This window comes from Streptomyces sp. NPDC043896, from assembly GCF_056435605.1.
Window position 1 is genome coordinate 66,972 of sequence record NZ_JBWKEE010000011.1, and the last position, 19,309, is coordinate 86,280.

At 73.6% G+C, this 19,309-nt stretch carries 15 protein-coding genes and 1 pseudogene; 7 read left to right on the forward strand and 9 right to left on the reverse strand.

The window, feature by feature from the left end:
- Positions 1-246: 246 nt before the first annotated feature.
- Together AC069X_RS17955 and AC069X_RS17960 are read left to right on the forward strand one after the other, a co-directional pair.
- A complete protein-coding gene (locus tag AC069X_RS17955) occupies positions 247-762 on the forward strand; it encodes a DUF937 domain-containing protein (RefSeq protein ID WP_478729551.1) in 516 nt (171 codons plus the stop codon).
- Between the two features lie 61 nt (positions 763-823).
- Positions 824-1,321: pseudogene (locus AC069X_RS17960) on the forward strand (GNAT family N-acetyltransferase); the annotation flags it as partial.
- Here the strand turns inward: AC069X_RS17960 and AC069X_RS17965 are convergent.
- Positions 1,272-2,198 carry an EamA family transporter gene (locus AC069X_RS17965; protein WP_478729552.1) on the reverse strand — a complete coding sequence of 309 codons (927 nt, stop codon included), beginning with the start codon at positions 2,196-2,198 and terminating at the stop codon, positions 1,272-1,274. The pseudogene AC069X_RS17960 and the gene AC069X_RS17965 sit on opposite strands and share 50 nt — an antisense overlap.
- Positions 2,199-2,280: 82 nt before the next feature.
- Here AC069X_RS17965 and AC069X_RS17970 point away from each other — a divergent pair, with 82 nt between their 5' ends.
- The gene (locus tag AC069X_RS17970) at positions 2,281-3,177 is read left to right on the forward strand and encodes a LysR substrate-binding domain-containing protein (RefSeq protein ID WP_478729553.1); all 897 of its coding nucleotides are present in this window, start codon (positions 2,281-2,283) and stop codon (positions 3,175-3,177) included.
- A gap of 125 nt (positions 3,178-3,302) precedes the next feature.
- The gene (locus AC069X_RS17975; protein WP_478729554.1) at positions 3,303-5,105 is read left to right on the forward strand and encodes a glycoside hydrolase family 3 protein; all 1,803 of its coding nucleotides are present in this window, start codon (positions 3,303-3,305) and stop codon (positions 5,103-5,105) included.
- 59 nt (positions 5,106-5,164) lie between these two features.
- Here AC069X_RS17975 and AC069X_RS17980 read toward each other — a convergent pair whose 3' ends face one another.
- A complete protein-coding gene (locus tag AC069X_RS17980; protein ID WP_478729555.1) occupies positions 5,165-6,640 on the reverse strand; it encodes an aminopeptidase in 1,476 nt (491 codons plus the stop codon).
- An 85-nt stretch (positions 6,641-6,725) separates the two neighbouring features.
- The gene (locus AC069X_RS17985) at positions 6,726-7,094 is read right to left on the reverse strand and encodes a hypothetical protein (RefSeq protein WP_478729556.1); all 369 of its coding nucleotides are present in this window, start codon (positions 7,092-7,094) and stop codon (positions 6,726-6,728) included.
- 155 nt (positions 7,095-7,249) lie between these two features.
- Here AC069X_RS17985 and AC069X_RS17990 point away from each other — a divergent pair, with 155 nt between their 5' ends.
- Positions 7,250-7,804 carry an EF-hand domain-containing protein gene (locus AC069X_RS17990; protein WP_478729557.1) on the forward strand — a complete coding sequence of 185 codons (555 nt, stop codon included), beginning with the start codon at positions 7,250-7,252 and terminating at the stop codon, positions 7,802-7,804.
- A gap of 27 nt (positions 7,805-7,831) precedes the next feature.
- Here the strand turns inward: AC069X_RS17990 and AC069X_RS17995 are convergent, their stop codons facing one another.
- The 5 genes from AC069X_RS17995 to speB form a co-directional block, all read right to left on the reverse strand.
- A complete protein-coding gene (locus AC069X_RS17995; protein ID WP_478729558.1) occupies positions 7,832-11,677 on the reverse strand; it encodes an ABC transporter ATP-binding protein in 3,846 nt (1,281 codons plus the stop codon).
- Positions 11,678-11,761: 84 nt separating this feature from the next.
- Entirely contained in the window at positions 11,762-12,190 is a 429-nt protein-coding gene (locus tag AC069X_RS18000; protein WP_478729559.1) for a PIN domain-containing protein, read from the reverse strand.
- Positions 12,187-12,396 (reverse strand): type II toxin-antitoxin system VapB family antitoxin, encoded by a 210-nt coding sequence (locus AC069X_RS18005; protein ID WP_478729560.1) that lies wholly within the window; start codon positions 12,394-12,396, stop codon positions 12,187-12,189. The genes AC069X_RS18000 and AC069X_RS18005 overlap by 4 nt, the downstream gene beginning before the upstream one ends.
- A 62-nt stretch (positions 12,397-12,458) precedes the next feature.
- The gene (locus AC069X_RS18010; RefSeq protein WP_478729561.1) at positions 12,459-14,144 is read right to left on the reverse strand and encodes a thiamine pyrophosphate-binding protein; all 1,686 of its coding nucleotides are present in this window, start codon (positions 14,142-14,144) and stop codon (positions 12,459-12,461) included.
- 18 nt (positions 14,145-14,162) lie between these two features.
- Positions 14,163-15,119, reverse strand: coding sequence for an agmatinase (gene speB, locus AC069X_RS18015; protein WP_478729562.1), 957 nt, complete (start codon positions 15,117-15,119; stop codon positions 14,163-14,165).
- 116 nt (positions 15,120-15,235) lie between these two features.
- On the opposite strand from speB, the gene AC069X_RS18020 reads away from it, so the two are divergent.
- Positions 15,236-16,729, forward strand: coding sequence for a PucR family transcriptional regulator (locus tag AC069X_RS18020; RefSeq protein ID WP_478729563.1), 1,494 nt, complete (start codon positions 15,236-15,238; stop codon positions 16,727-16,729).
- Here the strand turns inward: AC069X_RS18020 and AC069X_RS18025 are convergent.
- Positions 16,719-17,873 (reverse strand): serine hydrolase domain-containing protein, encoded by a 1,155-nt coding sequence (locus AC069X_RS18025; RefSeq protein ID WP_478729564.1) that lies wholly within the window; start codon positions 17,871-17,873, stop codon positions 16,719-16,721. The genes AC069X_RS18020 and AC069X_RS18025 overlap by 11 nt on opposite strands.
- A gap of 276 nt (positions 17,874-18,149) precedes the next feature.
- Here AC069X_RS18025 and AC069X_RS18030 point away from each other — a divergent pair, with 276 nt between their 5' ends.
- Positions 18,150-19,307 (forward strand): acyl-CoA dehydrogenase family protein, encoded by a 1,158-nt coding sequence (locus tag AC069X_RS18030; protein ID WP_478729565.1) that lies wholly within the window; start codon positions 18,150-18,152, stop codon positions 19,305-19,307.
- Positions 19,308-19,309 lie beyond the last annotated feature (2 nt).

Consider the following 19,309-nt stretch of genomic DNA (forward strand, 5'->3'; position numbering starts at 1 on the left):
GCGAAAGCGGCCCCGGGAAACGAAAGGGGGTCCGGCCTCACGGCCGGACCCCCTCACGGTTACCCCTCCCTCGTCGGACTTCCCGATCCCCCCGGATCCCCACCCGGAAGTCCCGACGCAACATACGACCCGCGTGCCGCCCGGAGGGTTGCATGCGGAATCACAGCTTTACCTTTCCGTTACATTCAGCCACCCGGGGAGTACTCCGAGGTGCCGTCAAATCGCCGCACAAGTAGCGTTTCCGGCATGAGCGACTCTTCTTTCGAGGACGACGTACTGGGCGAACTGGGCGATGGCCGGCTCCAGGAGATCGCCACCCTGCTCGGCACCGACGCCGACGGCGCCCGCACGGCGGTCACGGAGACCGTCGGCGCGATGGCCGGCGGCCTCCAGGAGAAGGCCGACGCCGACGACGACGAGGTCCGCCAGGCCGTCGCCGAGGCCTCCGAGACCCCCCTCCAGGGCGTGGCCACCCTCGGCGGCGGCCTCGGCGGCCTGCTCGGCGGCGGGATGATGGCCGGGGTGCTCGCGAAGGTCGGCAAGCCCGTGGCCAACGCCGTCTCGAAGAAGACCGGCATCCCCGCCCCGACCGTCATGCGCGTCATCGAGCTGCTGATCCCGGTCCTGATGGCCGTCTTCGCCAAGCGCGCCGCCGCCGGCAAGCGGAACCCCGCCGCCGGGGCCCCCGGCTCCGGCACCCCCGCCGGCGACCCCGGCCTCGGCGACCTGCTGGGCCAGATCCTGGGCGGCGGCAAGAAGTAGCCCCGCCCGGCGGGCCGCCCCCGCGCTATCCTCGGCAGCCATGAGGACTTCCGGCGCGGCGGTGCGGCTGCGGGATCCCGGGCCCGGCGAACTGGGCTGGATCGTGCAGCGGCACGGCGCGCTCTACGCCGCCGAGTACGGCTGGAACCAGGAGTTCGAGGGCCTGGTGGCCCGTATCGTCGCGGACTTCGCCGAGGACCACGATCCCCATCTGGAGCGGGTCTGGATCGCCGAGCACAAGGGCGAGCCGGTCGGCTCGGTGATGTGCGTGCGCGAGGACGGTACGCCCGGCACGGCCCGGCTGCGGCTGCTGCTCGTGGAGCCGGCCGGGCGCGGGCTCGGGGTGGGCACCCTGCTGGTCGACACCGTCGTCGCCTTCGCCCGTTCGGCGGGCTACCGCGAGCTGGTGCTGTGGACCAACGACGTGCTGACCTCGGCCCGTTCCCTCTACGAGCGGGCCGGCTTCACCCTGGTCGCCGAGCGCCCGCACCGCTCGTACGGGGTCTCCCTCACGGGGCAGGACTGGCGGCTGCCGCTGCGCGAGGACTCACCGCGCTGACCCCGGCCGTACGGTCCTCCGTGCGCGCGGGGGCCAGCGAGGTCAGGCCCACGCCGCCGACCAGCAGCACCGCCGCGAGCCAGCGCAGCCCCGAGACGGACTCCCCCAGCACCAGGGCGGCCGAGGACATCCCGAACACCGGCACCAGCAGCGAGAACGGCGCCACGGCCGAGGCCGGGTAGCGGCGCAGCAGCCAGGTCCAGGCGCCGAAGCCGAACACGGTGGACACCCAGGCGACGTAGCCGATGACCGCCACTCCGGACCAGTCCAGGGCGCGCAGCGCGGCCAGGTCCCGCTCGGGCCCCTCCAGCAGCAGCGACAGCGCGAACAGCGGGACCACCGGCACGACGCACACCCACACCTGGAAGTTCATGGCGTCGGCCGGGGCGGCCTTGCGGGTGAGCACGTTGGACACGCCCCAGCAGGCGGCGGCCGCGACGACCAGCACGAAGCCGGTGACGGGCCCGGACAGGCCCCGGTCCACGGCGGCGACCGCGATCCCCGCCAGCGCCACGGCCATCCCCAGCAGCCGTATCCGGCCGGGCCGTTCGCGCAGTACGAGGGCGGCGAGGGCGGCGGTGAACACGGCCTGGACCTGGAGCACGAGCGAGGACAGCCCGGCCGGCATCCCGGCGGCCATCCCGGTGAACAGCAGCCCGAACTTGGCGATGCCGAGGGCCACTCCGACCCCGATGACCCACTTCCAGGCGACCTTGGGGCGCCCCACGAAGAACACCGCGGGCAGCGCGGCGACGAGGAAGCGAAGGGCGGACAGCAGCAGCGGCGGGAAGTGTCCGAGGCCGATCTCGATGACGACGAAGTTGAACCCCCAGACGGCGGCGACGAGTACGGCGAGTGCGGTGTGTACGGGACGCATGCTCCGAGCATCGGCGCCACCACCATGTAGCACCAGCGCGGATCACTACCGGGATGGATGAAGCAGTGCTTACGATTGGCGGATGCTCGACCTGTCCCGGCTGCGCGCCCTGCACGCCGTCTCCGTCCACGGTTCGGTCGCGGGCGCGGCGGCCGCCCTCGGCTACACCCCCTCCGCGGTCTCGCAGCAGATCGCCAAACTGGAGCGGGAGACGCGCACCACGCTGCTGGAGCGGCGCGGGCGCGGGGTCGCGCTCACCGAGGAGGCCCGGCACCTCGCCGACACCGCCCGGGAGCTGCTGGCGATCGTGGAGCGGGCCGAGACCACCCTGGAGGAACGGCGCGGCCGCCCGAGCGGGCTGCTGACGGTGGCCGCCTTCGCCTCGGCGGCGCGCGGGCTGCTGCCGGGCGTGCTGGCCGACCTGGCGCGCCGGCATCCCGCGCTGGACGTACGCCTCACGGAGGTGGACCCCCACCTCTCGGTGGACCTGGTCGCCCGGGGCGTCACCGACCTGGCGGTGGCCCACGACTGGGACATCGCCCCGCTGCCCGCCCCCGAGGGTGTGGAGCAGGCGGTCATCGGGGACGACCGCTGCGACCTGGTGGTCCCGGCCGGGCACCCCTTCACCGCCCGGCGGGTGGTGCGCCGGGCGGACCTCGGGGGCCAGCGGTGGGTGTGCCAGCCGCCCGGCCGGGTCTGCCACGACTGGCTGGTGCGGACGATGCGCGCGGCCGGGTTCGAGCCGGACATCGCCCACACCGCCGAGGAGAACCACACGGTCGTCGCCCTGGTCGCGGCCGGCCTCGGCATCGCCGTGGTCCCCCGGCTGGGCACCGGCGCGCTGCCGCCGGGCGCGGTGGCGGTACCGCTGGAACCGGGCCCGGTCCGCAGGCTGTACGCCCTGTGGCGGACGGGCGCGGCCCGCCGCCCCGCGATCACCGAGGCGGTACGGACCCTCCAGGAGCACTGGGCGGCGTAGGGGACGGCCGTCCCGCCCCGGCAGCAGGGGGACGTCCTGCCACCCGGCTCAGGACGCCGTCACTTACGGGCCATTCCCGAGTGTCCGTCAGGCGACCGGCCGGGTGCCGCAGTAGGGTCCCGTGGGTGCCGAACCACGCCTCACGCCGGGCTCTGCTCGCCGCCGCCGCCATGGCCGCCGTCACGGCCGCCGGTGCCGCCTCCACCGTGGCCTCCACCGCCGTTTCCAGTACCCCGGACGACTCCCGGCCGCCGGGCCGCACGCCGGACCGGGAGCGGCTGCGGGCGCTGGTCGCCGGGCTGGGGCTGCCCGAGCTGGTGGGGCAGTTGTTCGTGTCCCGGGCCTACGGGCATTCCGCGACGGACCCCGAGCCGGCGGACGCCGAGCTGAACCTGAAGCACTTCGGGGTGCGCACCGCCGCCGAGCTGGTGGCCCGCTACCACCTGGGCGGGGTCGTCTACTTCGCGTGGGCCCACAACACGCGCGCCCCGCACCAGATCGCCGCCCTGTCCAACGGGCTCCAGCGGGCCGCGGCCGACTCCGGGGCGGGGATCCCGCTGCTGCTGTCCGTGGACCAGGAGCACGGGGCCGTCGCCCGGATCGGCCGGCCCGCGACGCTGCTGCCCGGGGCGATGGCACTCGGCGCGGCCGGCTCCGCCGAGGCGGCCCGCCGGGCGGCGCGGGTGGCGGGGACCGAGCTGGCGGCGCTGGGCATCCGGCAGGACTGGGCGCCGGTGGCCGACGTGAACGTGAACCCGGCCAATCCGGTGATCGGGGTACGCTCCTTCGGCTCCGACCCGGGCGCGGTCGCGGCCCTGGCCGCCGCCCAGGTGCGCGGCTACCAGTCGGCGGGGGTGGCGGCCGCGGCGAAGCACTTCCCGGGGCACGGGGACACCGAGACGGACAGCCACGTCGGGCTGCCGGTGATGCGGCACACCCGCGCCGAGTGGGAGCGGCTGGACGCGCCGCCGTTCCGGGCGGCGGTGCGCGCGGGTGTGGACGTGATCATGACGGCGCACATCGTCTTCCCCGCCCTCGACCCCTCGGAGGACCCGGCGACCCTCTCGCGGCCCATCGTGACCGGCGTCCTGCGCGAACAGCTGGGCTTCGGCGGGGTGGTGGTCACCGACGCCCTCGACATGGCCGGGGTCCGGCAGGAGTACGGGGACGACCGGGTGCCGGTACTGGCCCTGAAGGCGGGCTGCGACCTGCTGCTGAACGCGCCCGACCTGGGGCTGGCGTACCGCAGCGTGCTGGCGGCGGTGGAGTCGGGCGAGCTGTCGCGCGCCCGGATCGAGGAATCGGTGCTGCGGATCCTGGCGCTGAAGGCCCGCCGGGGTCTGTTCGAGGACCCGTACACCTCCGACGCGCGGGTGGACGCGGCGGTGGGGACGCAGGGGCACCTGGCGGCCGCCGACGCGGTCGCGGCCGGGACGACCACCCTGCTGGCCAACCCGGACGGGCTGCTGCCGCTGGACGCGTCGGCCGGGCCGCGGCTGCTGGTGACGGGTACCGACCCGGTCTCCCCCACGGGCACCACGGGCCCCCCGACGGCGGTCCTGGCGCGGGAGCTGACCGCCCTGGGCTGCCGGGCGCAGGCGCTCCCGCCCGAGCGGGCGCCGACGGCCGCGCCGGGGCACGCGGCGGTGCTGGTGTGCACGTACAACGTCCCGGAGGGGGAGAGTCCGCAGCGCACGCTGGTGGCGGAGCTGGTCGCGACGGGCGTCCCGGTGGTGCTGGTGGCGGTGCGCAATCCGTACGACCCGGCCCGGCTGCCGCGGTGCGCGGCCGAGCTGGCCACGTACACCTGGACGGACGTGGAGATGCGGGCGGCGGCCCGGGTGCTGACGGGGGCGAGCCGGCCGTCGGGCCGCCTCCCCGTGCCCGTCCCGGGCCGCTACCCGCTGGGCCACGGGCTGTCGTACTGAAGTACCGCGGGTGCGTGTACCGGAGGTACGCGTACCAGCCCGTGGCCCGGCCGGGACCGTCAGCGCCGCAGCGACTCGCGGCGCAGGTCGGTCTGGTCGAGCTGCGGGTCCGGCGCGGCGAGCGGCGCCGCCTGCGGGGCGGCCCCTTCCCGGCTGAACACGTTCGCGGCGGGGGCCACGCCGGCCCACTGGAGGATCTTCGCGGTCGCGAGGGCCTTCTCGCCGTCCTGGAGCTTGGCGACGTTGGCCCCGTGGTTGGCGCCCGGCGCGGTCATCACGTGGCTGTCGCGCACCCCGTACCCGAGACGGAAGGGCTCGGCGCCCCACGGGTCGTTCTGTCCGTACACGAACAGCATCTGGTTGGCGTTGTTGCGGACCCAGTGGTCGATGTCCGCCATGGCCGCCGGCTGGAAGGTCATGGGGATGTCGCGCGGCACGAAGTTGCGCGGCGGCTGGTAGCCGTAGCGGCTCAGGCCCTTGAGGTGCGGCTGCGTGATGTCGGGCGAGCCGAGCTGCGTGCCGGCCTGGTAGTAGTACGGCGTGTACGTGTCCAGGCCCTGGTCGGCGTAGGCCGAGAAGCCGGAGATCGCGTCGACCGTGTCCCAGATCTGCTGGTCGGTGGCGGTCTTGGCGTCCGGGATCGCCGCGCAGTCGGCGAGCAGGCTGTACTGCCAGAAGGCCCAGGTGTAGTCGAGGACGACGGCTTCGAAGGCCTTGTCGAGGCTGCCGACGGTGTTGAAGGTCCAGCCGTTCTCGGCAGCAGCGGCCGTGTACTTGGCCTCCAGCGGCTCGCGGCGGATCAGGGCCTCGCGCTGGACCGCGTTGAGCTTGTCACGGCACTCCTTGGTGCCGACCTTGTTGAAGAACCGGTCGTAGGCCGAGTCCTCCTTGTTGACGACGTCGTTGGGCGCCACGTAGGCGACGACCCCGTCCATGTCGCGCGGGTAGAAGCGCTCGAAGTAGGTCGCCGTCATGCCGCCCTTGCTGCCGCCCGTGGCGAGCCAGTTCTTGGGGTAGAGCTTCTTGAAGGCGGTGAACAGGCGGTGCTGGTCGCTGGCGGCCTGCCAGATGTCCAGCTTCGACCAGTCCGCCGGGTCGGGGCGGGACGGGTTGAAGAATCGATACTCCATCGACAGCTGGTTGCCGTCGATTATGGTCGTCGGCTCCGAGCGGCGCGGGTTGGTGTTCACGTTGTAGCCGGAGGTGAAGAACACCGTGGGCCGGGAGACGTCCTTGTGCAGCAGGGTGACGCGCTGCTTGAAGGTGCCCTTCCACGGCTGCCGGTGGTCGACCGGCTGCTCGTAGTTCAGTACGAAGAACCGGTAGCCGGGGTACGGCTTCTCCTCGATCAGGCTCACGCCCGGGATCGCGAGGATCTGGTCCTTGATGTCCGCTGCGGAGCCCTGTCCGGCGGTGGCGGCCTGCGCGGCGGCGGCCGGCTCTGCGGCGGTGGCCGTCTGAGCCGTGAAGCCGGCCGTGCCCATGGTGCCGATCAGCACCGCGACGGGCAGCAGTCGGCCGAGCGTGTTGCGCATTCACCCTCCCCTTGAGTTCACTGTGGTCGCCCGTGAACCTAGCGGGGTCAACCTGCTCGTGAACAGCCCCAGTTGGGACGCGCCCTCAGCACAGGATCCAGCCGGAATCCACGGATCCGGCCGCCACTTCACCCCTTACATACACACACCGGTTGATCACGCCCACGGTGACGGGGCCCGCGTACCGGGCGAATTGCCCCGCATCGCCCACCGGGACCCCGCCGCGCGGCTGAACGCTCACCGCCATGTGGCGGCGCTCCCCCGGGTTCAGGGCGACGTTCACGGCGCAGACCTGGGTCCGGCTCTTGTACACGCGCACCTCGGCGCCCGGCAGGGGCAGCGTCCTGACGAGCTGTCCGGGACAGCCGCCGGTCGCCGCCAGCGCCTCGGGCGCGGCCGCGACGACCCCGCCGAGCGCGAGCCACAGCGCACCCCCGAACACCCCCAGGGACACGACCCGCCGTCGCCCCTCGCGGCCCTGCCTCATTCCTGGCCCCCCGATCGGTCGTACGTAACACGTACTCACGTACGACGCTCAGCCGCACCGGAAGGTTGCACTACTCTAGGCGATCGACCGAACGCCCAACGTAGCCGTGAAAGGCAGCCGACATGACGACCGATCTGCTCGACCGCAAGCTGGAGCGCGCGTTCGCGCACCTGGACGCCGACTCCAACGGCGTGATCGACGAGAAGGACATGATCGCGCTCGGGTCCCGGCTGCTGACCGCGCTGTCGGAGCCCGCCGACTCCCCCAAGGCGACCGAGGTGTTCCGCGGCCTCACCGACTTCTGGGTGGACCTCTTCAACGAGCTCGGCGTCGGCCAGGACCAGAAGCTGACCCCCGGTCAGTACCGGGACGGAATGACCCGCCTCTACAAGGACGGCGGCCCGGCGTACGAGAAGTCCTTCCGGCCGATGATGAAGGCGATCCTCACCGTCGTCGACACCAACGGCGACGGGCACATCAGCCCCGACGAGTTCCACAAGGCGCAGCTGGCCTTCGACACCCGGCTGGAGCCCGCCGACGCGGACACCCTCTTCGCGCGGATCGACAAGAACCACGACGGCTACCTGTCGGTCGAGGAACTCCTCGACGCCGTGCGCGAGTACTACACCGGTGACGACGAGGACGCCCCGGGGAACCTGCTCTTCGGCGAGCTCTGACCCCGGGACGCCCCTCGGACCGGCCGGCTACGCGGCCGCGGCCGCCTCGTCCTCCCCGGCGAAGGTCCGCCACAGCACCGCGTACCGCCCGCCCCGGGCCAGCAGTTCGGCGTGGCTCCCGTCCTCCACGACCCGGCCCCGGTCCATGACCACCACCCGGTCGGCCCGGGCGGCCGTGGTCAGCCGGTGGGCCACCACCAGGGTGGTGCGCTTGCCCGCGAGCCGCTCGGTGGCCCGGTTGACCTGCGCCTCGGTGGCCAGGTCCAGGGCCGCGGTGGCCTCGTCGAGCAGCAGCACGTCCGGGTCGACCAGCTCGGCGCGGGCCAGTGCGATCAGCTGGCGCTGGCCCGCGGAGAGGTTGCGGCCGCGCTCGGTGACGGCGTGCAGGTAGCCGCCGTCGAGGGTGGCGATCATGTCGTGGGCGCCGACCGCGCGGGCGGCGGCCTCCACCTCGGCGTCGCTCGCGCCGGGCCGGCCGTAGGCGATGGCGTCGCGGACCGTCCCCGGGAAGAGGTACGGCTCCTGGGGGACGACCCCCAGCCGGTGGCGGTACGCCGTCAGGTCCAGCTCCCTCAGGTCGGTGCCGTCGGCGGTGACCCGGCCGGAGGTCGGGTCGTAGAACCGGGCCACCATCTTGACCAGCGTGGACTTGCCCGCCCCGGTCTCGCCGACGAAGGCGACGGTCTGACCGGCGGGTATCCGCAGGCTGATCCCGGCCAGCGCCTCGCCCTTCTCCCCGCGCTCCTCGGCCGTGCCGTACTGGAAGCGCACGCCCTCGAAGGCGATCTCGCCGCGCAGCGCGCCGACCTCGCGGGGGTCGGCCGGACGCGGGGTGGTGGTGGGCTCGCGCAGCAGGTCCTGGATCCGGCCGAGGGAGACGGTGGCCTGCTGGTACCCGTCGAAGACCTGCGAGAGCTGCTGGACGGGGGCGAAGAACAGGTCGATGTACAGCAGGTACGCCACCAGGGCGCCGGTGGTGAGGGTGCCCGCCTCGACCCGGCCCGCGCCGACGATCAGCACGGCCGCCGCCGCGCCCGAGGACAGCAGCTGCACGAAGGGGAAGTAGACGGATATCAGCCACTGTCCGCGCACCCGCGCGTCCCGGTACGCGTCGCTGCGCTCGGCGAACCGGGCCCGGCCGGCGTCCTGGCGGCGGAAGGCCTGCACCAGCCGGAGGCCTGCCACGGACTCCTGGAGGTCGGCGTTGACCAGGCTGACGCGGTCGCGCGCCAGCTCGTAGGCGACCACCGACCTGCGGCGGAACACGACCGTGCCGATGACCAGCACGGGCAGGGTGGCGAAGACGATCAGGGCGAGCCCGACGTCGAGGACGAGCAGGGCGACGAGGATGCCGAAGAAGGTCAGGATGGAGACGACGGCGGTGACGACCCCGGTCTGAAGGAAGCTGGACAGGGAGTCCACGTCGGTGGTCATCCGGGTCATGATCTTGCCGGTGAGTTCGCGCTCGTAGTAGTCCAAGCCGAGGCGCTGGAGCTGGGCGAAGATCTTGACGCGCAGCGAGTAGAGCACGCGCTCACCGGTCCGCCCGGTCATCCGGGTCTCGGCGAACTGCGCGGCCCACTGCCCGGCGACCACGGCGAGGGCGAGCAGGGAAGCCGCCCACACCGCGCCCAGGGCGGCCTTCTCCACGCCCTGGTCGATGCCGTGCCGGATCAGTACGGGCAGCAGCAGGCCGGCGCCCGCGTCGAGGGCGACCAGGCCGAGGCTGACGGCGAGCGGGGCCCAGAATCCGGAGAGCAGCCGGCGCAGGCCGTAGCTCTCCTCGGCGGCCGCGGCCCGGGCCTCGTCCACCCGCGGTTCGTCGTCGGCGGGCGGCAGGGCCGCCACCTGGGCGAGCAGTTCGGGGGTGGCGCCCGGCATCGCGTCGGTGTCGCCCTGGTCCTGGCGCCGCCACAGCTCGGGGGTGACCCCGTCGGCGACGCGGCGCTTGGCGCTCACCGGCTCGGAGTCGATCTCGGCTTCGAGCTCGATGTCCTTCTCGATGTCCTTCTTGAGCTCCCGCTCGAATTCCGTCATCGACGGCGCGTCGGGGGTGCGCGGCGAGTGCGCGCCGAGGGCCTCGGGGTCGGTGAGCAGCCGCCGGTAGAGCGCGGAGCGGTGCTCCAGCTCCTCGTGCGTGCCGATGTCGGCGAGCCGCCCGTGCTCCAGTACGGCGATCCGGTCGGCGAGCGCGAGCGTGGAGCGGCGGTGGGCGATCAGCAGGGTGGTGCGGCCGGCCATGACGGCCCGCAGCGCCTCGTGGATCTCGTGCTCGACGCGGGCGTCGACGGCGGAGGTGGCGTCGTCCAGGAGCAGCAGGCGGGGGTCGGTGAGGATGGCGCGGGCGAGGGCGATGCGCTGGCGCTGGCCGCCGGAGAGGGTCAGGCCCTGCTCGCCGACCTTGGTGTCGTAGCCGGCGGGAAGGGCCTCGATGAACCCCTCGGCCTGGGCGGCGCGGGCGGCGGCGCGGATCTGCTCCTCGCCGGCCCCGGGGTGTCCGTAGGCGATGTTCGCGCGGATGGTGTCGGAGAAGAGGAACGAGTCCTCGGGGACCAGGCCGATGGCGCCGCGCAGGGAGCCGTAGGTCAGCTCGCGCACGTCGTGGCCGCCGACTCGGACCGTGCCCCGGTCGGCGTCGTAGAAGCGCGGCAGGAGCAGCGAGACGGTGGACTTGCCGCTGCCGGAGGCGCCGACGAGGGCGACGGTCTCGCCCTCGGCCAGGGAAAGGGAGAAGCCGTCGAGGACGGGACGGCCGGGCTCGTACCCGAAGCGGACGTCCTCGAACTCGACGGTGGCGGGCGCGTCGGCGGGCAGCTCCCGCGTCCCCTCGCGGATCACCGGCTCGGTGTCGATGAGCTCGAACACCCGCTCAGCGCCGGCCTGGGCCTGCTGGCCGACGGTGAGCACCATCGCGAGCATCCGGACGGGGCCGACCAGCTGGGCGAGGTAGGTGGAGAAGGCGACGAAGGTGCCGAGGGTGATGTGCCCGTCGGTGGCCAGCCAGCCGCCGAGGGCCAGCATGGCGACCTGCCCGAGGGCGGGGACGGCCTGGAGGGCGGGGGTGTAGCGGGAGTTCAGCCGGATGGCGCGCATCCGGCCGCCGAAGAGCCGGCGGCCGGCCTCGCGGAGCTTGCCGGTCTCCTGCTCCTCCTGCCCGAAGCCCTTGACGACCCGTACGCCGGTCACGGCGCCGTCGACGACGGAGGCGACGGCGGCGGCCTGGCCCTGGGCGTACCAGGTGGCGGGGAAGAGCTTCCTGCGGCTGCGCTTGGCGATGAACCAGAGGGCGGGGGCCATCAGCAGCGCGACGAGGGTGAGCAGCGGCGACAGCCACAGCATGATCCCGAGGGATATCCCGAAGAGCAGGAAGTTCCCGATGGTCATGGGCAGCATGAAGAGCAGGCCCTGGATCAGCTGGAGGTCGCTCGTGGCCCGGCCGACGACCTGTCCGGTGGACAGCTCGTCCTGCCGGCGCCCGTCGAGGCGGGCGATGGCGTCGTACATGTCGGTGCGCAGGTCGTGCTGCACGTCGAGGGCGAGGCGTCCGCCGTAGTACCTGCGTATGTAGGTCAGTACGTAGACCAGCAGGGCGGCGCCTATGAGCAGGGCGGCCCAGGGCCCCATGGGCCTGCTCTCGTCACCGATGACGTCGTCGATGATGACCCGGGTGACGAGGGGGACGAGGGCCATGACGGCCATGCCCGCCAGGGAGGACCCGAGCGCGAGGAGCACGTTGGCCTTGTACCGCCAGCTGTAGGCGGCCAGCCGCCTGCCCCAGCCCTGTTTCTCCCCAGCCTGCGCCGCCGTCACGTGGTGCCTCCCCGTCGGTCCTGTCCTGCCGCCTCCCCCAACGCCCCCACCGGCGGATTTCATCCCACCGCAACGATCGCACCGGTGTGCGGGGAGCGCTCGGGGTCCTCGGCCGTCCAGGGGACCTCGGGGGCGGCGGACGGGCCCTTAGGGCCTGGCCTCGCCGGGGCGGGCCGCCCAGCGGGTGGGCTGGCCCGTTGCCCGTGCGATCGTGTCGAAGTCCTTGTCGTAGTGCAGCAGCGTGAGGCCGGTGAGTTCGGCGGTCGCCGCGACGAGCAGATCGACCGGGCCCGCGCTGCGGTGCTCGCCCCGGTCTGTGAGCAGCCGCTGGACCGCGCGGGCCCGGATGTAGACGCTGTCGGGCATGGCCGTCCGGTTGAAGAGCTCGCCCAGCAGCGCTTCCTTCTCCAGGCGGTCGGCGAGCGAGCGGGCCGAGAAGAGGATCTCCAGCTCCGTCACCTCGCAGATGCCGATCACGCCCTCGGCGAGATGGTCGCGCCAGACCTTCCGCACGTCCGCGTCGGTCAGGATCCGCACCACCGCGGAGGTGTCGATCAGATACGTGACGGGACTCATTGACGGTAGTCGGCCTTGTCGAGGAGAACGTCGAAGTCGCCCCGCTCACCCATCTCCACGAGCCGCTCGAGCGCTTCGAGGCGCTTGTGTCGGCGGGCGACCTCCTGGAGGGCCGCGTTGACCGTGTCCTTCTTCGACCTCGTGCCGAGTATGGCCGCCGCCTCCGCGAGGGCCTCGTCATCCACTTCCATGTAGAGGTTGGACATATATGCCTCCTATCACCGTCCCATATGAAGCATAGGGACGGGTCCGGGAGGCGGCAACGGGCTCAGAGGTGCGTCGGGGCGAACATCCTGAGGGTGGCGGGGAGGACGAGGACCGAGGGGCCCGGGGTCTTGAGCGCGCGGGCGAGGTCCTCGCGGAGGGTGTCCGGGGTGGTGGTGGCGGCCGGGACGCCGAAGGACTCCGCCAGGGCGGCGAAGTCCGGGCGGGTCAGTTCGGTGGCCGTGGTGCGGCCGTCGAAGGCGGCCCCCATGTATTCGCGCAGGATGCCGTAGCCGCCGTCGTCCACGATCAGCCAGGTGACGTCCAGGTCGTACTGCCTGGCGGTGGCGAGGTCCGCGACGGAGTACATGGCGCCGCCGTCGCCGGAGACCGCCAGGACCGGGGTGCCGGGCTCGGCGACCGCCGCGCCCAGGGCCGCCGGGAAGGCGTAGCCGAGGCCGCCCGCGCCCTGCGCCGAGTGCATGGTGTTCGGGTGCTTCGCGTCGAAGGCGGACCAGGCCCAGTAGGACAGGATCGTCATGTCCCAGAAGGACGGGGAGCGGGGCGGGAGGGCCTGCCGGATGGAGGCCAGGAGCTCCCGTTCGAGGGTGACGTCCTGCTGGGCGAGGCGGTCCTCGATCGCGGCGAGGAGCGCGCGGACCCGCTCGGGGGCGTCCTCGTCCGGACGGGGCTCCACCGTCTCCAGGAGGGCCTGGAGGGCGAGGCGGGCGTCGGCGTGGATGCCGAGGGCCGGGTGGTTGGACTCCAGCTTGCCGAGGTCCGCCTCGATCTGGACGACCCGGCCCGTGGGGAAGAACGTGTGGTAGTTCGAGGACAGCTCGCCCAGGCCGGAGCCGACCACCAGCAGGACGTCCGCGTCCTCCAGGAAGTCGGTCGTGTGGCGGTCCTCCAGCCAGGACTGGAGGGAGAGCGGGTGGGTCCAGGGGAAGGCGCCCTTGCCGCCGAAGGTGGTGACCACGGGGGCGTTCAGGAGCTCCGCGAGCTGCCTGAGCTTGCCGGCGGCGTCGGCGCGGATCACCCCGCCGCCCGCGATGATCACCGGGCGGGAGGCGTTCGACAGCCAGTGCGCGGCCAGCGCGGTGAGCTCGGGGCGCGGGGCCAGCTCGTGCGGGGTCGCGTCCATGCCGGTGACCTGCGGGATCACCGTCTCGGCGCGCAGTACGTCCTCGGGGATCTCCACCCAGACCGGGCCGTGCGGGGCGGTGAGCGCCGACTCCCAGGCCTCGGCGATCACGGAGGGGATCTGGGAGGGGGTGCGGGCGGTGTGGACGGACTTCACCACGTCGCGGAAGGACGCCGCCTGGTCCCGCAGCTCGTGGAGGTGGCCGCGCCGGCCTCCGCCCAGGCCCGCCGTGGGGACCTGGGAGGAGAGGGCGAGGACCGGCGCCGAGGCGGCCGCCGCCTCGGCGAGGGCGGGCAGGGACATCAGCGCCCCGGGCCCGGTGGACAGCAGCAGCGGGACCGCCTCGCCGGTGAGCCGGCCGTACGCGTCGGCGGCGAAGCCCGCGTTGTTCTCCGTACGCAGGGTGATCAGGCGCAGGTCGGAGCGGCCGACCGCGTCGAAGAGGCCGAGCGCGTGCTGACCGGGCAGGCCGAAGACGGTGGTCGCGCCGAGCCCGCGCAGCGTCTCCACGACCAGGTCCCCGCCCGTGCGGCCCGGCGGCGGCGCCAGGGCGGCCGCCCTCTGGGCCTCGGTGGGACGGAGTACCAGGTCGTGGTCGTGCGTCACGGGTGTGTGGTGCCCTTCTTACTTCGCCGCCGCGATCTGACGGCTCATGATCGTGGTGAGCTCGTACGCGGTGTGCGAGGCCGCGACCGAGGTGATCTCCGCGTGATCGTACGCCGGGGCGACCTCGACGACGTCGGCCGAAACCAGCTTGCAGGAGGACAGGCCGCGGATGATCTCCAGCAGCTCGCGGGAGGTCATGCCGCCCGCCTCGGGCGTGCCGGTGCCGGGGGCGTGGGCCGGGTCGAGCACGTCGATGTCGATGGAGATGTACAGCGGGCGGTCGCCGATGCGCTGGCGCAGCTGGTCGGCGATCTCGTCGGCGCCGCGGCGGTAGACGTCCGCCGAGGTCACGATGCCGAAGCCCATCTTGGCGTCGTCGTCGAGGTCCTGCTTGCCGTACAGCGGGCCGCGCGTGCCGACGTGGGAGAGGGCCTCGGTGTCGAGGATGCCCTCCTCGACGGCGCGGCGGAACGGGGTGCCGTGGGTGTACTCGGCGCCGAAGTAGGTGTCCCAGGTGTCCAGGTGGGCGTCGAAGTGCAGCAGCGCGACCGGGCCGTGCTTCTTCGCGACGGAGCGCAGCAGCGGGAGGGCGATGGTGTGGTCGCCGCCGAGGGTCATCAGGCGGGAGCCGGAGGAGAGCAGTTCGTCGGCGGCGGCCTCGACCGTCTCGACGGCCTCGTTGATGTTGAAGGGGTTCACCGCGATGTCACCGGCGTCCGCGACCTGCGCGAGGGCGAAGGGGGAGGCGTCCTGGGCCGGGTTGTAGGGGCGCAGCAGGCGGGAGGCCTCGCGGATGGCGTTGCCGCCGAAGCGGGCGCCGGGGCGGTAGGAGACGCCGGAGTCGAAGGGCACGCCGACGACGGCGACGTCGGCGGAGCCGACCTCGTCGAGGCGGGGCAGGCGGGCGAAGGTCGCCGGGCCCGCGTAGCGCGGGATGCGGGAGGAGTCGACGGGGCCGCGCGGCTGCGTGCTCATGGGGGGTGCCCTTCTGGTGGTCCTGCTGGTGCGGTCCTTCGAGCGTAAGCGTGCCGCGCGGGGGTGGGGAGGGTACGTTTCATCCATCTGACGGCACCGGAATGTACGGAGTATCCATGGGTGAGGTCCCGGTCCCCCCGAACCCCGGCGACGGGCCGCGGGCGGCGGCGTCGGCCCCCGCCGGGGAGCCGATGACGCCGCCCGTGGGGCTCGCGGCGCTGCTCGGTGAGCGGGGGCTCGGGCTGCGGCACCTCGCGGGGCCGGCCGCGGCGGAGGTGCACGGGGTGCACGCCTCCGAGATGGCGGACCCGTCCCCGTACCTGCTGGGCGGCGAGCTCCTGCTGACGGCCGGGGCCGAGCTGACGGAGGCCGGGGCCGCCGCCTACGCCGCCCGGCTCGCCCGCGCCGGGGCCGCCGCGCTCGGCTTCGGCGTGACCCCGGTGCACGAGGTGGTCCCGCCGGGCCTGGCCGAGGCGTGCGAGCGGCACGGGCTGCCGCTCGTGGAGGTCCCGCCCGGGACCCCGTTCACGGCGGTCGCCCGCAGCGTCGGGCGGCTGATGGCGGAGGCGCGTACGCGGGAGCTGCGCCGGGTCGCGGAGGTGCAGCAGGCCCTGGCGGCGGCCGCGGCCCGCCCGGAACCGGTCCCGGCGGTGCTGTCCCGGCTGGCGGCGGGCCTGGGCGGCTGGGCCGCACTGCTCGCCCCGGGCCCCGACGCCGCCGGAACCCCCGGTCCCGGCCGGGGCTCCGTCGCGACCGCGGGAGCCGTCACGACCGCGGGGGCCGTTCCCGACGCGGGGGTGCTCGGCGCGGTGGAGGCGCTGGCCCGCCGGGTGGCCCCGGGGGCCGCGGCCACCGCCACCGACGCGCTCGGCGGCACGAGCCTGGCCGCGTACGCCGTGGGCGGCGGGCGGGTGCTGGCCCTGGCCACCCCGGGACGCACCCCGGGCGACCACACCATCGCCTCCATCGCCGCGGTGCTGCTGACCCTCGTCACGGCGGAGCGGCCCGCCGGGGACGAGGCGGCCGCCCTGACCCGGCTGCTGCTGGACGGGGATCCGGCGGGGGCCCTCGCCCCCGGCCCCTGGTACGCGGTCCACGCCCGGGGCACCGGGGACCCGCAGGCCCTGGCCGGCGCGCTGGGCACCGTACTGCTGGACCCGCGCGGGGACGGCGTACGCCTGCTCACCGAACGCGAGCCCGGCCCGCAGCCCGGCTGGCGGCTCGGGGTCAGCGCCCCGGCCTCCCCCGACGCCCTGGCCACGGCCGACGCGCAGGCCCGCCGCGCCCTCGCCCGCGCCGAGGCGGCCCGGACCGCGGTGGCCCGGCACACGGACCCCGGTTTCGCGGGCCTGGTCGGCGAGGCCGAGGCGCGGGCCCACGCCGAGGCCCTCCTGGAGCCCCTCTCCCCCGTCCTGCGGGACACCCTGCGCGGCTGGCTGGCCCACCACGGCAGCTGGGACCGCAGCGCGGCGGCGCTCGGCGTGCACCGGAACACGGTCCGCCAGCGCGTGGCCCGCTGCGCGGCGCTGCTGGACCGGGACCTCGACGACCCGGACACCCGGATGGAGCTGTGGTTCGCCCTGCGCCGGCCGCCCGGGGTCAGCGGTTGAACGCCGCGAGCCCGAACCGCTGGACGATCTTCAGGCCGTCACCCTTGGCGTCCGTGCTGTTGACGGAGTAGACGAGGGTCCGGGACAGGTCCCGGGTCGCCGCGACGACGGTGTGGTACCCCGGGCGGGCGCCGGTCTTGCCCCAGACCTCCTTGCCGTTCACGACGAGGCGCTCCAGCCCGGCGCTGCGGGTGGCGCCCGGGAGGTCGGGGACGGTGAACATCTCCTTCAGCTGCGGTTCGGGCACCACCTGGCCGCGGAAGAGGGCGAAGACGAAGCGTTCCAGGTCCCGGGTCGTGGAGATCATGTCGCCGGCGGCGAAGCGGTCCGTCATGTTCCATTCGGTGACGTCCACCCGCTCGCCGCCCATCAGCTGGTAGCCCCGGTTGTGCGGTCCGTGGATGCGCGGGTCGGCGCCCTTGGGGAAGGAACTCCCGGTCATGCCGACCGGGCGGAAGATCCGGACCTCGGCCTGGTGCGCGAACGAGTCGCCGGTGACCTTCTCGACCAGCATGCCGAGGATCGTGTAGTTGATGTTGTTGTACTGCTGCCTGGTGCCCGCCTCGAACGCCGGCCCCCTGGACAGGCCCCCGGCCACGACCTCCTGGTACGGGAGGGTCTCGAAGCGGTGCGGGTACTCCTCCTCGACGGTGTCGCCGAAGGACGCCCCGGCCTGGATGCCGCTGGTGAAGTTCAGGAGGTGGCGGACGGTGACGGGCTTGGTGAAGCTCGCCGGCACCAGGCCCGGGAGGTAGGCGTTCACGGGGGCGTTCAGGTCGACCTTGCCTTCGGCGGCGAGCTGGAGGACGAGGGCGGCCGTGACGACCTTGGTGGTGGAGCCGGCCCGGAAGCGGGCGTCGGCCAGGGCCGGGGCCCCGGTCCGGAGGTCGCGCACGCCGGCGGTTCCGGTCCAGCGGCCGTTCCCGCCGACGCGGACCAGCGCGGCGGTCGCGTCCTGGTCGGGCAGTCCGGCGATACCGGCGCGCAGGGCCTCCGCGTCCGGCCCCTGCTGCCCGGTGGAGACGGCCGCCGCGGAGACGGCCCCCGCGGGGGCGGGTGCCGCGACGGCGGTGGCGGTCACGGGTCCGGCGGCGAGGCCCAGGAGGAGGACGGCGGCCAGGGCGGTGCGGGTGCGTCGGTTCACTGCTGCTCCGGTGTGCTCGGTTCGGTGTTCCCTCTGACCCGTCCCATCCTGGTGATCACGCCGGGCGGGCGGATCGTCCGCACAGAGGACTCGTCGGCGCCCGTCCCCTCCGGGACGGCGGGCCCCCTCCTCAGGGGCGCCCTGGGGGTTCACCCCCAGGGCCGGCCGGCCCGGTCCCGCGGCCGACTCTGGACAGGATCGACAACCCGCCGGTAACTTAGCTATGAGCAAGCGCTTAGACAGGGCGGCGGACTGCCGCGACGAAGGGAGCCGGCCGTGCGCCGTACGGTGTTCAACGAGGACCACGAGGCGTTCCGGGAGACCCTCCGCGCCTTCATCGAGGCCGAGGTCGTCCCCGTCTACGACGAGTGGTTCCAGGCCGGCCAGGCGCCGCGCGACTTCTACTACAAGCTCGGCGAGCTGGGCGTCTTCGGCATCAACGTCCCCGAGGAGTTCGGCGGCGCGGGCCTGGACACCCACAAGTTCGAGGCCGTCCTCTACGAAGAGACCTCCCGCGCGGGCGTCAACTTCGGCGGCTCCGGCGTGCACGTGCTGCTCGCCCTGCCCTACATCAAGATGCTCGCCTCCGACGAGCAGAAGAAGCGCTTCCTCCCGAAGTTCACCTCCGGCGAGGAGATGTGGGCGCTGGCGATGACCGAGCCGGGCACCGGCTCCGACGTCGCGGGCATGAAGACCACCGCCAAGCTCTCCGAGGACGGCACCCACTACGTCCTCAACGGCGCCAAGACCTTCATCACCGGCGGCGTGCACGCCGACCGCGTGATCGTCTGCGCCCGCACCTCCGCCCCCTCGGCCGAGGACCGCCGCTTCGGCATCTCCCTCTTCGCCGTGGACACCAAGTCCGAGGGCTACTCGGTCGGCCGCAAGCTCGACAAGCTCGGCCTGAAGACCTCCGACACCGCCGAGCTGGCGTTCGTCGACGTCAAGGTCCCGGTCGAGGACCTGCTCGGCGAGGAGGGCAAGGGCTTCTACTACCTCGGGCACAACCTGGCCTCCGAGCGCTGGGGCATCGCCTTCGGCGCCTACGCCCAGGCCGCCGCGGCCGTCCGGTTCGCCCAGCAGTACGTCACGGACCGCACGGTCTTCGGCAAGCCGGTCGCGCACTTCCAGAACACGAAGTTCGAGCTGGCCGCCTGCCAGGCCGAGGTGGACGCGGCCCAGGCCGTCGCCGACCGCGCCCTGGAGGCCCTGGACGCCGGCGAGCTGACCCCGGCCGAGGCCGCCTCCGCGAAGCTCTTCTGCACCGAGGTCGCGCACCGCGTCATCGACCGCTGCCTCCAGCTCCACGGCGGCTACGGCTACATGAACGAGTACCCGATCGCCCGCCTGTACGCGGACAACCGCGTCAACCGCATCTACGGCGGCACCAGCGAGATCATGAAGTCGATCATCGCCAAGTCGATGGGTCTGTAACC

Excerpts from the sequence above, each read along its gene's own strand:
- AC069X_RS18005 (WP_478729560.1), bottom strand. The coding sequence starts at position 12,396 with ATGTCCAACCTCTACATGGAAGTGGATGACGAGGCCCTCGCGGAGGCG.
- speB (WP_478729562.1), bottom strand. The coding sequence starts at position 15,119 with ATGAGCACGCAGCCGCGCGGCCCCGTCGACTCCTCCCGCATCCCGCGC.
- AC069X_RS17995 (WP_478729558.1), bottom strand. The coding sequence starts at position 11,677 with ATGAAATCCGCCGGTGGGGGCGTTGGGGGAGGCGGCAGGACAGGACCG.
- AC069X_RS17970 (WP_478729553.1), top strand. The coding sequence starts at position 2,281 with ATGCTCGACCTGTCCCGGCTGCGCGCCCTGCACGCCGTCTCCGTCCAC.
- AC069X_RS18000 (WP_478729559.1), bottom strand. The coding sequence starts at position 12,190 with ATGAGTCCCGTCACGTATCTGATCGACACCTCCGCGGTGGTGCGGATC.
- AC069X_RS18020 (WP_478729563.1), top strand. The coding sequence starts at position 15,236 with ATGGGTGAGGTCCCGGTCCCCCCGAACCCCGGCGACGGGCCGCGGGCG.
- AC069X_RS17955 (WP_478729551.1), top strand. The coding sequence starts at position 247 with ATGAGCGACTCTTCTTTCGAGGACGACGTACTGGGCGAACTGGGCGAT.
- AC069X_RS17980 (WP_478729555.1), bottom strand. The coding sequence starts at position 6,640 with ATGCGCAACACGCTCGGCCGACTGCTGCCCGTCGCGGTGCTGATCGGC.
- AC069X_RS17965 (WP_478729552.1), bottom strand. The coding sequence starts at position 2,198 with ATGCGTCCCGTACACACCGCACTCGCCGTACTCGTCGCCGCCGTCTGG.
- AC069X_RS17990 (WP_478729557.1), top strand. The coding sequence starts at position 7,250 with ATGACGACCGATCTGCTCGACCGCAAGCTGGAGCGCGCGTTCGCGCAC.